The organism is Pseudomonas sp. CFBP13509 (assembly GCF_005233485.1).
Classification (GTDB): Bacteria; Pseudomonadota; Gammaproteobacteria; order Pseudomonadales; family Pseudomonadaceae; genus Aquipseudomonas; species Aquipseudomonas marginalis.
In genome coordinates, this window is sequence record NZ_QGAA01000012.1 from 64,700 (window position 1) to 81,031 (window position 16,332).

Consider the following 16,332-nt stretch of genomic DNA (forward strand, 5'->3'; position numbering starts at 1 on the left):
TTGCGCTTGTTCCACACGACCTCGTCATATCCAGCGGCATATTCGGCGGAATCAAGCACCCGGTTTTCGTTACGCAAAGAGTGCCCACGCTAACAGGGAGTGCTGTGGCAGTACTTATTCACTTCACGAGAACTGAAACCATGTACGCACCTTCAAGCAAAACCACCTCCCCTATTCGGCAATACATCGACCCTGTTTCAAGCGGGCCGATAAACAACAGCGAATCAGCCGTCACGCGGGCGTCACAAGATACGCCTGGCCCGTCCACCTCCCCTCACGAAACAGCGCTGCTTAACGAATACCTGGCAGCGGTGCAAAGCAAAGTACTGGGCAACAATCCCGGGCTTATAAAAGTCCCCCCCGAGAGCAATTTGGGCCAGTGGCTCGAAGTCTATCGGGCGCAGTTGCAGCACCCAGTGGTTCAAGGTTGGATGCGCGACCAGAAGATCGACCAGAACACGCTTTTAACCGTCAACCCCCGCACGGGCACTCTGACTGCCATGGCGGACGGAAACATGAAAACGTTCTCCCTCACGGACAACTCCGGTTGGGGCCAAGTCAGCCGCCCGCTTCTTGAGGCGGCCAAAATCATTGCGCCGGGAACTGTTGAGAAGTTGCAGGTACGCTTTGGCGAAGACTACATTCAAGTACGCGCAGGGCTGGTAGCCAACTTCCAGGGTGAGCGCCTTCCCACATCACTGGCCGAGGCGCGGACACAAATCAGGCGACTGGAACACAACAAAGCCTTCGACCCCATCCCGCCGGATGATCCCGTACGCCCAGCCAACCAGCGCTCGGCGCAAGCCCTTGAACAACTCAAGCTCAGTGCCGAAACGTTCTACACCCATGCACCTCAGGCATTGGCCTACAAGCATCTGGCAGTGGAGGTTGCCGAGACACTGCCAAACGTACGTGCACAAGCAAAACAATGGGCGGAGTCCGTCATTTTCAACCTGACGGGCAAACATGTGGATGCCGATACACTTTACTTGAACCGTTTCAATGGCTCGCAAAGCGCTTCAACAGCTACCGGCTGGGAGCATAAGGGCGAGGAGCCGACCGCCTCTCTGCGCCTGCCGGATGCACTGCTGAAAAACTTCTCTGAAAACGACTGGGTCCCCGGCAATCTGGACTCGCAAGCCGGTTTATATATAGACGGCCCCGGTAAAAGTGAAACCGGGGGGTACGGTGCGCATAACCAATTCCCGCTGGCCCCTTCGGTGCTTATGCATACGAGTTGGAAAACCGACTTCCAATCGGTCATGACACAAAAAATCGACGACTTCTGGAACACCCACAGCAATGACTACCAGACGGCGATCAAAGGCGAGTTTGCCTACCAGGCCCGAAAACAACTGAAGACAGCCGCCGCCAGGCCGCCGGCCGAGCAAGCGCTGCAAGCGCCCGAGTATCGGTTCACGCGGGAGGACTACCGCTTGGTCATGGGCGCGGCGTCCAATCTTCCGCTCGACGAAAATGCACCGATCAACGTCGAACAGCTCAAGGCCGAGGCCCCTGTAAAAGGTGCGGTCCAGGCCCACGCCTTCAATATCAAAGGCTTCTTGTCCAACGATATTGTGCGCTTCAGCGCTGCCGACGGTGGCCGCCAGGTCCTCTACATCCCTGGCTCGGAACCCGCATTTCTGCGGTTCGATTCCCTGGAAAAACTGGATCAATGGGTGATCGACCAAACCAAGGACCCGAAAAAGCGCGAATCCTTGATGACTCATTTCCCACTGATCGCCCGCCAGGACCACGAGCACGGCACTATTGAAAAACTGGCGAAAGTGTTTATGCCCGTATTGTGGTTTACCAACGTGGGCAGCAAAACCGAAGGTCTGGACAGCACTTTCGAAAAACTCGCCAATGGAAAACTGACAGACCCGACGTTCAATGGTGACGGCTCACACCTCAAGGGTGACGTCTTCTCTGCGATGACGTCCGCCAGTAAAGAGCGCATGACCAGTGATGCCGACGTAATGATCAAGTCCAACAGCGAGGTGACGCGGGACACTTGGCTTAACGACATCACCGTGGCGGCGGGCCTGCTGGCAAAGCTGGCGCCTATTGCCGCCCCGGTGGCCGTCGCCGCTGTGGCTACCGGGTTGACCGAATTGGCGCTTGGGGCGGAAAAACAAGCCTCCGGCGATACCCTGGCCGAACGCAATGACGGTGCATCGAAGGCATTCGATGGCTTGCTGAATACGCTGTTCTCGGTGGGCGCCAGTGGCTCGGCTGAAGACCCCTTCATTCCCCCTGGAGAAAAACCGCTCACGCCCACCCCAGACGAGTCCCCGTGGATTGAACGCCCACGAGCCCTGCCTGGCAGTAACCGCCTGCAGCCCAGCCAAGCGGGCAACATTACCCAATATGGTGTACCGAACGGTGAGCAGCTCATTGAAAGGGCCGTACGCAACGCGAAGGGCATTTACCAGGTCAAGGATGCAACAACCGGCCTGGACCAATGGTTTATTCGCTATACCGACGAGACAGGTATTCGCCAGGTGTTTGAGATAAAAGGCGACTTCAAACTGAGCAATGACTATGTACAGATCATTGACCCCGGTACGGGTAAGCCGGTAATGACGGTGCACGCTAACGGCGAGGGCGACTGGGTCCGCATGAAAACCGATGGCGGAGCCAAGTGGCCGTGGCAGCGCGAGCCTTCGCCGAACCCCAGCAACGACCTCAAAGTAGAGCCAAAACTTTCAGACGGCTTCGAAATCCTGGGCGACCCCAAGACCAGTGGTGCCGATAAGTTTGATGAGATCTTTAAATACAACAGCAACACTGCCTACCAGCAATCGGTGAACAACCTTGAAGAGGCGGGAGTCCTCAAAAGAAAACTCACGGTGTCCTGGACCGTCGAGGAAAACAGCTTCGAAGTTTTCCCCGACGAAAGGGCGCAACCCAACGAATATGGCTCAACTGACTATTCGCCAAACTTTATAAAAGACCTGAACCGTGACCGTTATACCGTTCGGATAAAGCAGCCCGAAGGGCACACCACTTTTGAACTGGATGCCACAGGAACTGCCGATGGCGAAACACTGCGTAGGCGCTTGCAGCAGTTCGAGGAGGCAATCCCCGACGCGAACATGCGCTCGCGCATATCCGAAGTCGCTCATCAGGGCAGTGTCGCCCCAGCATCGGTGGAGCTGAAAATGAATCAACTCCAAGAACACGTCGGTTTCAAAGGCAAGGACACCCATTACATCGTCACCTATGACCCGACAACTAAAGAGGCGCAGGTCACCGTCGGAGCCCAAATGACATTGCTCGATCTGGACAAAGATGCTGCCCCCATTCCCAATACCGCCGCCGCCACGGGGCGAACGTTCCACATTCGAGAAAGCAACGACCTGGAAGAAGCGGCAAATCCATACGCCATCGATAAAAGCGCGCCATTCACCCTGAGGACGTCGATTATCACCGACCAGAACTAGCCCTGCGGCTACCTCAAAAACCAGAACGGCGGTAACCTCGGTTACCGCCGTTTTCGTTCGGGCAGCGTTACCTCACTGCCACTTCAGAGGTCTCCATGGAAAGAATCGCCTTCAAACCACTGCTTCTCGCCGCCGGCCTGCTGGCCTTCATGCCGACGGCCCACGCGGCCAGTACCCTGGTCTACTGCTCCGAAGCCAGCCCCGCCGGCTTCGACCCCAGCCAGTACACCAGCGGCACCGACTTCGATGCGTCCGCCGAAACCGTGTTCAACCGCCTGACCCAATTCAAGCGTGGCGGCACTGAAGTCGAACCGGGCCTGGCCACAAGCTGGGAGGTGTCCAAGGATGGTCTGACCTACACCTTCCACCTGCGCGACGGGGTCAAGTTCCACACCACCGATTTCTTCACGCCGACCCGCGACTTCAATGCGGATGACGTGCTGTTTACCTTCAATCGCCTGCTGGATGCCGAGAGCCCGTTCCGCAAGGCCTACCCTTCCGAATCGCCGTACTTCACCGACATGGGCCTGAACACCACGATCAAGAGCGTCGACAAACTCGACGGGCACACCGTGCGTTTCAACCTGAACAACGTCGATGCCTCGTTCGTGCAGAACCTGGCCATGAGTTTCGCCTCCGTGCAATCGGCCGAGTATGCCGCCCAGCTAATGAAAGAAGGCAAGGCCGAAGACATCAACCAGAAGCCGGTGGGCACCGGGCCGTTTGTGTTCAAGCGCTACCAGAAGGACTCGCAGATTCGCTACGTGGCCAATAAACAGTACTGGAAGCCCGAGGATGTGAAACTCGACAACCTGGTGTTCGCCATCACCCCGGACGCTGCGTCGCGCCTGCAAAAACTCAAGGCCGGCGAATGCCAGGTCAGCGGCTACCCGCGCCCGTCGGATATCGAGGTGATGAAGCAGGACCCCAACCTGCGCGTGCTGCAGCAAGCCGGTTTCAACCTGGGCTTCCTGGCCTACAACGTGACCCACCCACCGCTGGACCAGCTCAAGGTCCGCCAGGCCCTGGACATGGCCATCGACAAGCCGGCGATCATCAAGGCGGTGTACCAGGGCGCCGGACAATTGGCGCAGAACGCACTGCCACCGGCGCAGTGGTCTTATGACCCCTCCATCAAGGATGCCCCGCACGATCCGACCAAGGCCCGCGCGCTACTAAAAGAAGCAGGGGTTGCACCGGGCACCACCATCAACCTGTGGGCAATGACCGTCCAGCGCGCTTCCAACCCGAACGCGCGCATGTCGGCCCAGATGATCCAGCAGGATTGGGAAAAAGTCGGCATCAAGGCCAATATCGTCAGCTATGAGTGGGGCGAATACATCAAGCGCGCCAAAAATGGCGAGCACGATGCGATGATTTATGGCTGGACCGGCGACAACGGCGACCCGGATAACTGGCTCGGCGTGCTCTACAGTTGTGCCGCGGTCAAGGGCAGCAACTACGCCAAATGGTGTAACCCGGCGTACGACAAACTGGTGCAGCAGGCCAAGGTCAGCAGCGACCGCGAGCAACGCATCAAGTGGTATCAGCAGGCACAGAAAATCCTTAAAGAACAAGTACCTATAACACCTATTGCAAACTCGACGGTTTTCCAACCCCTGCGCAAGGAAGTGAAGGACTTCAAGATCAGCCCCTTTGGGCTGACACCGTTCTACGGCGTGAGTCTAGATAAGTAACAGCAATGCCCCAACCGAGTGCGCCAGACGCCTCGGTTGACCCTTCCTGGTGCACCTCCTGCACCGAAAAAAACCTATAAATAAGCTCAAATATGTCAAAACTTTCATAATTGCGACATTCCTGTACGTTCGTACCACTCTTTCCGCCTTGCAACGGTTCAGCATCTTGCAATGGGTATGGCGCCTGCATAAGTATCCGCAGGCCGACTCACGAGGTCGCCCTCACCACCAAAAATGACAACAAATCATGAGGCCAACATGCTTAAACACGCAGTCCTTCCGTTATTAGTGAGCGCTGGCCTTATGGCCGCGGCCCCATTCGCCCAAGCGGCGACTAACCTGGTGTTCTGCTCCGAAGGGAGCCCGGCCGGTTTCGACCCAGGCCAGTACACCACCGGAACAGACTTCGATGCCTCGGCCGAAACCATGTTCAACCGCCTGAGCCAGTTTGAACGAGGCGGCACCGCCGTTGTTCCTGGCCTGGCCACCAGCTGGGACGTGTCCCCGGATGGCCTGACCTACACCTTCCACCTGCGCGAAGGCGTCAAGTTCCATACCACCCCGTACTTCAAGCCGACTCGTGAATTCTCGGCTGACGACGTCCTGTTCACCTTCAACCGGATGATCAACAAAGACGATCCATTCCGTAAGGCCTACCCCACCGAGTTCCCGTACTTCACGGACATGGGGATGGACACCAACATCAAGAACATCGAGAAGGTCGATGCCCACACCGTCAAGTTCACCCTTGGCACCGTGGACGCCGCGTTCATCCAGAACCTGGCGATGAGCTTCGCGTCGATCCAGTCGGCCGAATATGCCGCCCAGTTGCTGAAGAATGGCACGCCTCAGGACATCAACCAGAAGCCAATCGGCACTGGCCCGTTCGTATTCAAGAGCTACCAGAAAGACTCGAACATTCGCTACACCGGTAACAAGGACTACTGGAAACCTGAGGACGTGAAGATCGATAACCTGATCTTCGCCATCACCACCGATCCGTCGGTGCGTATCCAGAAGCTGAAGAAAAACGAGTGCCAGATCACCTTGTTCCCACGTCCGGCCGACCTCAAGGCGCTGGGTGAAGACAAGGACCTGAAACTGCCGCACCAGGCCGGCTTCAACCTGGGCTATGTCGCCTACAACGTCATGGACAAGGTCAAGGGCAGCGACCAGCCCAACCCACTGGCTGACCTGCGCGTACGCCAGGCGCTGGACATGTCGGTGAACAAGCAGCAGATCATCGACTCCGTCTACCAGGGTGCAGGCCAACTGGCGGTCAACGCCATGCCGCCAACCCAATGGTCCTACGACACCACCATCAAGGACGCCAAGTACGATCCCGAGAAAGCCAAGGCGCTGCTCAAGGAAGCGGGTGTCAAGGAAGGTACCGAGATCGTTCTGTGGGCGATGCCGGTTCAGCGTCCGTACAACCCGAACGCCAAGCTGATGGCCGAAATGCTGCAAAACGACTGGTCCAAGATCGGCCTGAAGGTCAAGATCACCAGCTACGAGTGGGGCGAGTACATCAAGCGCTCCAAAGGCGGCGAGAACCAGGCCATGATCATTGGCTGGAGCGGCGACAATGGTGACCCGGACAACTGGCTGAACGTGCTGTTCGGCTGCGACTCCCTGGCCGGTAACAACTTCTCCAAGTGGTGCGACAAGAAATTCGACGGCGTCGTGAAAGAAGCCAAGGCTACGTCGGACGTCGCCAAACGCACCGAGCTGTATAAGCAGGCGCAACATATCCTCAAAGATGCAGTCCCGATGACACCTATCGCGCACTCGACGGTGTATCAACCCATGCGCAACACCGTACAGGACTTCAAGATCAGCCCGTTTGGCCTGAACTCCTTCTATGGCGTGAGCGTAAGCGGCAAGTAAGGACCAATGACGGCGACGTTTCATAACGTCGCCGTTATTGCATCCGCCTCGACCGTAGGAAATAGACCACGCTCGCAATCGCCGCTTCCTACAGCTGCGAACTGCGACAAGTAGCTCTTTTGCCTACAAGGTCAGTCCAATTTGGCGCATTTACTGCGCAGTCCGCGACCCATACCGTCGTAGGACAGCAGAGGCTCCAACCTGGGAAAGGCACTTGCTGTGTGTGGGATCAGTAATGTCCCCCTGGCACTACGCCAGGGTGATTGCTTGCTGATGACAACTACAAACAAGGATCGGGATCGTCATGCGCCATACCACCGTTCTATCCGCAATTTTTGGCACCAGCCTGCTGGCTGTAGCCACGATGGGCCAGGCGGCCGACAAGAAGAGCCTGGTGTTCTGCTCTGAAGGCAGCCCGGCAGGGTTCGACACCGCGCAGTACACCACCGCCACCGATAACGATGTGGCCGAGCCGCTGTACAACCGCCTGGTTGAGTTTGAAAAGGGAGCGACCAACGTCGTACCTGGACTGGCGACCAAGTGGGATATTTCCGAAGACGGCCTGACCTACACCTTTCACCTGCGTGAAGGGGTGAAATTCCACAGCAACAAGGAATTCAAGCCGACGCGGGATTTCAACGCCGACGACGTGCTGTTCACCTTCAATCGCATGCTTGACCCCGACCACCCGTTTCGCAAGGCCTACCCCACCGAGTTTCCGTATTTCAACGGGATGAGCCTGAACAAGAACATCGCCAAGGTCGAGAAAACCGACCCGCATACCGTGGTGATGACGCTGAACTCGGTCGACGCTGCGTTCGTGCAGAACATCGCCATGAGCTTTGCCGCCATCCTGTCGGCCGAATACGCCGAGCAGTTGCTCAAGGAAGGCAAGCCCAGCGACATCAACCAGAAGCCGATCGGCACTGGTCCCTTTGTCTTCCAGCGCTATCAGAAAGACTCGCAGATCCGCTATGTGGGCAACAAACAGTACTGGGACCCGAGCAAGGTCAAGCTGGACCAACTGATTTTTGCCATCAACACCGACGCCTCGGTACGCGTGCAAAAACTCAAGGCCGGCGAATGCCAGGTCACCCTGCACCCGCGCCCGGCCGACGTCGACGCGCTCAAGGCCGACCCGAACCTGCAATTGCTGACCAAGCCGGGCTTCAACTTGGGCTACATCGCCTACAACGTGCGCCACAAGCCGTTCGACCAGCTCGAAGTGCGCCAGGCGCTGGACATGGCGGTGAACAAGCAGAGCATCTTGAACGCCGTGTACCAGGGCGCGGGGCAGTTGGCAGTCAATGCCATGCCGCCGACCCAATGGTCCTACGACGACAGCATCAAGGACGCCGCCTACAACCCGGAAAAAGCCAAGGAACTGCTCAAGGCCGCCGGCGTGAAGGAAGGTACCGAGATCACCCTGTGGGCGATGCCGGTGCAACGGCCGTACAACCCCAACGCCAAGCTGATGGCCGAGATGCTGCAAAGCGACTGGGCCAGGATCGGCCTCAAGGTCAAGATCGTCAGCTACGAGTGGGGCGAATACATCAAGCGCACCAAGAACGGTGAGCACGATGTCAGCCTGATCGGCTGGACCGGCGACAACGGCGATCCGGACAACTGGCTGGGCACCCTCTACAGCTGCGACGCCATCGGCGGGAACAACTACTCCATGTGGTGTGACCCGGCGTACGACAAGCTGATCAAGCAAGCCAAGGTCGTGACCGACCGCGAACAAAGGACTGTTCTGTACAAACAGGCGCAACAACTGCTCAAGCAGCAGGTGCCGATCACACCCGTCGCCCACTCGACGGTCAACCAGCCGTTAAGCGCCAAAGTCGAAGGCTTCAAAGTAAGCCCGTTCGGCCGCAACGTGTTCTCGGGCGTCAGCATTACCCCATAAGAAAATAACCGGATTGCAGGGAGCGAAGTTGGCTCTCTCGCAAACGCGCAGCCTTTTGTTGGGATTTTTCCTACAGCAAACGTTTGCAACAGCTTGATCGAGTTACACACCCAATAGCCGGATCACCAAAAAAGACCGGCATTAAAAAGAGAACCAAAGGAGCTTCAACCCATGAAACTGAGCAGCACAGCGCTTCTGGCCTTGGCCATCAGCAGCATCACGGCCACCGCCTATGCTGAATCCGCAAGCCAGGATTTTGTTCCAACCACCCTGGCCGGGACCAGCGCCCAAAGCGAGGCCAAAGGTTTTGTCGAAGATTTCAGCCTGGGCGGCACCACCCGTAACTGGTACTCCCATGAAAGCAAATACCGTGGCGGCACCTTCGAATACGAGAAACACGGCGTAACCCGTACCGACCGTAACCGCACCAACTGGGTACAGGGCACCATCATCAACGCCAGCTCGGGCTTCACCCAGGGCACTGTAGGCGTCAAGACCGAATTGGCGGTGTACAACGCCCTGGTCCTGGACCGCAGCAAGCGTGATATCAAAGGCGGTTCCAACCGCACCCTGGCCGATTCCAACGGTGATGCAGTCGATCAATGGAGCAAACTAGGCCTGGCCAACGTGCAGTTCCGCGTGTCCAACACAACCTTGACCGCAGGTCGCCAGAACTTCAGCAGCGGCATCGTCGACACCATCGGCAACCGTGCTTTGCCATCGAGCTTCGAAGGTGTGAGCTTCAATAGCGAAGAGTTCAGCAACCTGTCGTTCCAGGGCGGTATCTTCGATCGCGTTTCGCCACGTACCGAACAAAGCCTGTCGAAATTCCGTAGCGAATACGGCAACGGCACCCAGGAAACCGACAAGGTATCGACCCTGGGCGTGAACTACCAGCCGTTGAAAAGCCTGAAAACCAGCTTCTTCGCCGCCAACGTAAAAGACTTCTGGAACCAGTACTACTTCGGCGCAACCCACGAGTTGGGCGACGCCCAGCAACTGGCACTGACCACCGGTTTCAACTACTACAAAACTGTCGATGAAGGCAAAAAAGAGATGGGGGAAATCGACAACGATACCTACTCCCTGTCCCTGGGCCTGGCTCACCAGGCACACAGCCTGACCTTCGCGTACCAGCAAGTGAACGGCAACGAGTACTTCGACTACCTGCACGAAACCAACGGCATCTACCTGGCTAACTCCCTGACCTCGGACTTCAACGGCCCGAACGAGAAGTCCTTCCAGATCGCCTACGCCATCAACATGGCCGAATACGGTGTGCCAGGCTTGAAGTTCAACGCCTACTCGGCCCGCGGCTGGGACATCGACGGTACCCACTACACCGGCAACAATGGCCGTGCCAAGTTCGCCTACGACGGCATCCAGAAACAAGACGGCGAAAAACACCAGGAATACGGTGTAGGCGCCTCTTATGCGATCCAGAGCGGCGCGCTCAAGGCCACCACTGTGCGAGCAACCTACGTTGAGCACCGCGGCAGCGAGTTCCAGTCCGACGGCAGCATCAAAGAGTTCCGCCTGGTCACCACCATCCCGTTCAACATTCTTTAACTAGCACCAGGTAGACGGCAGGCTCAGGACGAGCCTGCCGTCTACGCTTGTCTGGTCCCATCGATTGCAGAGGGCTCTGAATGAAAATGCTCCCGCTACAAGCTGCCGTTGCCGCTGCGCTGTTAAGCGTGGCTATCGGCGTATCGGCCAAACCCCTGGTGGTCTGCACCGAAGCCAGCCCGGAGGGTTTTGACCCGGTCCTGTACACCACGGCCGTCACCGCCGATGCCGCCGCCGAAACCATGTTCAACCGCCTGGTGGACTTCAAGCCCGGCACCACCGAGATCGTGCCAGCGCTCGCCACTTCCTGGGAAATCAGTGACGACGGCCTGACCTATACCTTTCATCTGCGCGACGACGTCAAGTTCCACACCACCGACTACTTCAAACCCACGCGCAACATGAATGCCGACGACGTGCTCTGGAGCTTTCAGCGCCAACTGGACCCGAAACACCCGTGGCACAACAAATCCAGCGTGGGCTACCCGTACTTTGAAAGCATGGGCTTCAAGGAACTGCTCAAGAGCGTGGAGAAGACCGATGACCATACCGTGGTCTTCACTCTGACCCGCCCTGAGGCACCGTTCCTGGCCGATGTCGCGATGCCGTTCACCGCCATCCACTCCGCCGAATACGCCGACAAGCTACTCGCCGCCGGCAAGACCGAAGAGCTCAACAGCAAGCCGATCGGCACCGGCCCGTTCATTTTCACACGCTACCAGAAGGACGCTCAGGTGCGCTTCAAGGCCAACCCGGAGTACTTCCGTGGCAAGCCTCCGGCCGATCCGTTGATCCTGGCCATTGCGGTCGACAACAACGTGCGCCTGCAGAAGCTCAAGGCCAACGAATGCCAGATCGCGCTGTATCCCAAGCCCGACGACCTTCCCAGCATCAAGAAAGACCCAAACCTGAAGGTCGCCGAACTGGCGGCGATGACCACCGCATACACCGCCCTGAACACCACCCACAAGTACATGAGCGACGCGCGGGTGCGTCACGCGATCAACATCGCGTTCGACAAGAAAGGCTACAACGAATCCCTGTATGGCAAAGGCAACGCCGTGGACGCCACCGGGCCGTATCCGCCGACCCTGCTGGGCTTCAACGATAAGCTGAAAAACCCTGAACGCGACCTGGACAAGGCCCGTGCCCTGCTCAAGGAAGCCGGTGTACCGGAAGGCACCGAGTTCACCCTGTTTACCCGTAACGGCGGTGGCCCGACCAACCCCAACCCGATGCTCGGCGCCCAGCGCATGCAGGCGGATCTGGCGCAGATCGGCCTGAAAGTGAACATCAAGGTCATGGAATGGGGCGAGATGCTCAAGCGCGCCAAAGCCGGCGAGCACGACATGGTTTCCGCCGGCTGGGCCGGTGACAACGGCGATCCGGATAACTTCCTTACGCCGAACCTGAGTTGCGATGCAGCGAAAAACGGCGAAAACTACGCCCGCTGGTGTAACAAAGAGTTTCAGGACTTGATCGATAAGGCCCGCGCCGACGCTGAACCCCAGCAGCGGGCCGCACTCTATCAACAAGCCCTGGAGGTTTTCGACAAGGACCAACCGTGGATTCCCATGGCGTACCCGAAAATGTTCACCGCCATGCGCAAGAACGTCGAGGGTTATACCCAAAGCCCTCTGACGAACAATAACTTCGCCACCACCCAGGTGAAGTAAATAAGAGAAACGCTCGGCACCGCCCACCAGGACGGTGCCGAACCTGCCTAACCGGCTGATTGAGGTACACCACAAGATGTTTAGTTTTATTGCCCGCCGACTGGGGTTATTGATCCCCACGTTTTTCGGCATCACGTTGCTCACGTTTGCGTTGATACGCATGATCCCTGGCGACCCTGTCGAAGTCATGATGGGCGAGCGGCGCGTCGACCCCGAGATGCACGCACAGGCAATGGAACGCCTTGGCCTTAACAAGCCGCTGTACGCGCAATACCTGGACTACGTCGGCAAGCTCGCCCACGGCGACCTTGGCGAATCCCTGCGTACCCGCACCAGCGTGTGGACCGAGTTCACCGCCCTCTTCCCGGCGACCCTGGAACTGTCCATGGCCGCCCTGCTGTTCGCCGGCGTCCTGGGCCTGTTGGCCGGGGTGATCGCGGCACTCAAGCGAGGATCCCTGTTCGACCATGGGGTGATGGGCATCTCCCTGGCGGGCTATTCGATGCCGATCTTCTGGTGGGGCCTGATCCTGATCATGTTCTTCTCGGTGAGCCTGGGCTGGACCCCGGTTTCCGGGCGAATAGACCTGCTCTACGACATCGAGCCGCGCACCGGCTTCATGCTGATCGACACCCTGCTGGCTGACGAGCCGGACGCGTTCTGGGATGCGCTGCACCACCTGATCCTGCCGGCCATCGTGCTCGGCACCATCCCGTTGGCAGTGATCGCGCGGATGACCCGTTCATCCATGCTCGAGGTGCTGCGCGAAGACTACATCCGCACCGCCAAGGCCAAGGGCCTGTCGCCGGCGCGCGTGGTGTTCGTGCACGGCCTGCGTAACGCGCTGATCCCGGTACTCACCGTGGTCGGCCTGCAAGTCGGCACCCTGCTGGCCGGTGCGGTCCTGACCGAAACCATCTTCTCGTGGCCCGGCATCGGCAAATGGCTGATCGAAGCCATCGGCGCGCGGGACTACCCGGTGGTGCAAAACGGCATCCTGCTGATCGCCTGTCTGGTGATCCTGGTGAATTTCGTGGTGGACATCCTCTACGGCTTCGCCAACCCACGCATCCGTCACCAGCGCTGAGATCATGACCATGACCACACCTACTCAAGTGTCAGCAGTCGATCAAAGCCTGCTGTACCCGTCGCCGTACAAAGAATTCTGGCAAGCCTTTTCCAAGAACAAGGGCGCGGTTGCCGGCCTGCTGTTCATGTTGCTGATCGTGTTCTGCGCGATCTTCGCCCCCTGGGTGGCACCGCATAACCCCAGCGAGCAATACCGCGATTTCCTGCTGACCCCACCGTCGTGGCTGGAAGGCGGGCAGATCCAGTTCCTGCTCGGCACCGATGAGCTGGGCCGCGACCTGCTCTCGCGTCTGATCCAGGGCTCGCGCCTCTCGTTGCTGATCGGCTTGTCGTCGGTAGTGATGTCGCTGATCCCGGGCATCCTGCTGGGCCTGTTCGCCGGCTTCTTCCCGCGCCTGCTCGGGCCGACCATCATGCGCCTGATGGACATCATGCTGGCCCTGCCCTCGCTGCTGCTGGCTGTCGCCATTGTCGCGATCCTCGGCCCTGGCCTGATCAACACCGTGATCGCCATCGCCATCGTGTCGCTGCCTTCCTACGTACGTCTGACCCGCGCTGCGGTGATGGGCGAGCTGAACCGTGACTACGTGACTGCCGCCCGCCTCGCCGGTGCCGGCCTGCCCCGCCTGATGTTCATCACCGTTCTGCCTAACTGCATGGCACCGCTGATCGTGCAGGCGACCCTGAGTTTCTCTTCGGCGATCCTCGATGCCGCGGCCCTGGGCTTCCTTGGCCTTGGCGTACAACCGCCAACCCCCGAGTGGGGCACCATGCTGGCTTCGGCCCGTGACTACATCGAACGTGCCTGGTGGGTGGTGAGCCTGCCTGGCCTGACCATTTTGCTCAGCGTGCTGGCAATCAACTTGATGGGTGACGGCCTGCGCGACGCGCTGGACCCGAAACTCAAGAACGCCGCCTGAGGAGATTCCCATGTCACTGTTAGAAATCAAGAATCTCAACGTCCGCTTCGGCGACAAGACCGCCGTGCCGGTGGTCGATGGCCTCGATATTGCCGTCGACAAGGGCGAAGTCCTGGCCATCGTTGGCGAGTCGGGCTCGGGTAAATCCGTGACCATGATGGCGCTGATGGGGCTGATCGAGCACCCTGGCATCGTAACCGCCGACGCCCTGAACTTCGACGGCAAGGACATGCTCAAGCTGAGCAACCGCCAGCGCCGCCAGATCGTCGGCAAAGACCTGGCGATGGTGTTCCAGGACCCGATGACCGCGCTGAACCCTAGCTACACCGTGGGTTTCCAGATCGAAGAAGTGCTGCGCCTGCACCTGAAAATGTCCGGCAAGCAAGCCCGCAAGCGCGCCATCGAGCTGTTGGAAAAAGTCGAGATCCCAGGCGCCGCCAGCCGTATGGACGCCTACCCGCACCAGTTGTCCGGCGGTATGAGCCAGCGTGTGGCAATCGCCATGGCGATTGCCGGCGAGCCGAAACTGCTGATCGCCGACGAACCGACCACGGCGTTGGACGTCACCATTCAAGCGCAAATCATGGACCTGCTCCTGGCCCTGCAAAAAGAGCAGAACATGGGCCTGGTACTGATCACCCACGACCTGGCAGTGGTGGCTGAAACCGCCCAGCGCGTGTGCGTGATGTACGCCGGACAAGCCGTGGAAGTCGGCCAGGTGCCGCAGTTGTTCGATATCCCGGCGCACCCGTACAGCGAAGCGCTGCTCAAGGCAATCCCCGAGCACAGCCTCGGCGCCACGCGCCTGGCCACGCTGCCGGGTATCGTGCCCGGCCGCTATGACCGCCCGCAGGGTTGCCTGCTGTCGCCACGCTGCCCGTATGTGCAGGAAAGCTGCCGTGCCCAGCGGCCCAGCCTTGATCCGAAAAGCAACAGCCTTGCGCGCTGCTTCTACCCCTTGAACCAGGAGGTGGCGTAATGGCCGTCGTTCTTACTGCCCGCGACCTGACCCGGCATTACGAAGTGTCCCGTGGCCTGTTCAAGGGCCATGCGCTGGTACGCGCGCTTAATGGTGTGTCGTTTGAACTGGAAGCCGGCAAGACCCTCGCGGTTGTAGGCGAGTCAGGTTGCGGCAAATCCACCCTGGCCCGTGCGCTGACGCTGATTGAAGAGCCATCCTCGGGCTCGTTGAAAATCGCCGGCCAGGAAGTCGCCGGTGCCGACAAGGCCCAGCGCAAGCAATTGCGCAAAGACGTGCAGATGGTGTTCCAGAGCCCGTATGCCTCGTTGAACCCACGCCAGAAGGTTGGTGATCAACTGGGCGAGCCGCTGCTGATCAACACCAACCTGTCCGCCGCCGAACGCCGCGAGAAAGTGCAGGCGATGATGAAGCAAGTGGGCCTGCGCCCTGAGCATTACCAGCGCTACCCGCACATGTTCTCCGGTGGCCAGCGTCAGCGCATTGCCCTGGCGCGCGCGATGATGCTGCAACCGAAAGTGCTGGTGGCGGATGAACCCACCTCGGCGCTGGACGTGTCGATCCAGGCCCAGGTGCTCAACCTGTTCATGGACCTGCAGCAGGAATTCAACACCGCCTACGTGTTCATCTCCCACAACCTGGCGGTGGTGCAGCACGTCGCCGACGATGTGATGGTGATGTACCTCGGTCGCCCGGTGGAAGTGGGCCCCAAGGAAGACATCTACGCCCGCCCCCTGCATCCGTACACCCAGGCGCTCCTCTCGGCCACCCCGACCATTCATCCGGATCCGAACAAACCGAAGATCAAAATCGTTGGCGAGTTGCCCAACCCACTGAACCCGCCGCCTGGCTGCGCGTTCCACAAGCGTTGCCCGTATGCGACGGCACGTTGCAGCAGCGAGGAACCGCAGTTGCGCGCGCTGGATAACCGTCAGGTGGCTTGCCACTACGCGGAGCAGTTCGTTGCTTGAGTAAAACATCTGCCACGTAGCAGCTGCCGAGCCTTGGCGAGGCTGCGTCAGCGGTATGTCAGACACACCGCGAACGCAGCCTCGCCAAGGCTCGGCAGCTGCTACGGAACATCAGATTAAAAATGTGTAAGCAGTGATACAGCGTTCTACAGCCCTTCCCGTCAGGTTGCGCATCAGCTTGGTGGGAGG

10 protein-coding genes are annotated in these 16,332 nt (G+C 59.0%); all 10 read left to right on the plus strand.

The genetic code is table 11. The features are described from left to right. The first annotated feature begins 140 nt into the window (after nt 1-140). The 10 genes from PspCFBP13509_RS20220 to PspCFBP13509_RS20265 all read left to right on the plus strand — a co-directional run bounded on the left by PspCFBP13509_RS20220 (nt 141) and on the right by PspCFBP13509_RS20265 (nt 16,143). Nucleotides 141-3,446 (plus strand): dermonecrotic toxin domain-containing protein, encoded by a 3,306-nt coding sequence (locus PspCFBP13509_RS20220; RefSeq protein WP_242001085.1) that lies wholly within the window; start codon nt 141-143, stop codon nt 3,444-3,446. A gap of 95 nt (nt 3,447-3,541) precedes the next feature. After that, nucleotides 3,542-5,143, plus strand: coding sequence for an ABC transporter substrate-binding protein (locus tag PspCFBP13509_RS20225; RefSeq protein ID WP_065924318.1), 1,602 nt, complete (start codon nt 3,542-3,544; stop codon nt 5,141-5,143). Between the two features lie 258 nt (nt 5,144-5,401). Beyond that, on the plus strand, nt 5,402-7,030 hold the full coding sequence (locus tag PspCFBP13509_RS20230) for an ABC transporter substrate-binding protein (RefSeq protein WP_027604854.1): 1,629 nt from the start codon (nt 5,402-5,404) through the stop codon (nt 7,028-7,030). 364 nt (nt 7,031-7,394) lie between these two features. Further along, complete coding sequence (locus tag PspCFBP13509_RS20235) at nt 7,395-8,939, plus strand: ABC transporter substrate-binding protein (protein WP_370671244.1); 1,545 nt, start codon at nt 7,395-7,397, stop codon at nt 8,937-8,939. Between the two features lie 171 nt (nt 8,940-9,110). Next, complete coding sequence (locus PspCFBP13509_RS20240) at nt 9,111-10,508, plus strand: OprD family outer membrane porin (protein ID WP_137212591.1); 1,398 nt, start codon at nt 9,111-9,113, stop codon at nt 10,506-10,508. 80 nt (nt 10,509-10,588) lie between these two features. Continuing rightward, nucleotides 10,589-12,184 (plus strand): ABC transporter substrate-binding protein, encoded by a 1,596-nt coding sequence (locus PspCFBP13509_RS20245; RefSeq protein ID WP_027604857.1) that lies wholly within the window; start codon nt 10,589-10,591, stop codon nt 12,182-12,184. Between the two features lie 76 nt (nt 12,185-12,260). Continuing rightward, a complete protein-coding gene (locus PspCFBP13509_RS20250; RefSeq protein ID WP_137212592.1) occupies nt 12,261-13,271 on the plus strand; it encodes an ABC transporter permease subunit in 1,011 nt (336 codons plus the stop codon). Between the two features lie 10 nt (nt 13,272-13,281). After that, nucleotides 13,282-14,193, plus strand: coding sequence for an ABC transporter permease subunit (locus PspCFBP13509_RS20255; protein WP_027604858.1), 912 nt, complete (start codon nt 13,282-13,284; stop codon nt 14,191-14,193). Nucleotides 14,194-14,203: 10 nt separating this feature from the next. Further along, nucleotides 14,204-15,172 carry an ABC transporter ATP-binding protein gene (locus PspCFBP13509_RS20260; RefSeq protein WP_137212594.1) on the plus strand — a complete coding sequence of 323 codons (969 nt, stop codon included), beginning with the start codon at nt 14,204-14,206 and terminating at the stop codon, nt 15,170-15,172. Beyond that, nucleotides 15,172-16,143, plus strand: coding sequence for a peptide ABC transporter ATP-binding protein (locus PspCFBP13509_RS20265; protein ID WP_017138288.1), 972 nt, complete (start codon nt 15,172-15,174; stop codon nt 16,141-16,143). The genes PspCFBP13509_RS20260 and PspCFBP13509_RS20265 overlap by 1 nt, the downstream gene beginning before the upstream one ends. Nucleotides 16,144-16,332: the final 189 nt, after the last annotated feature.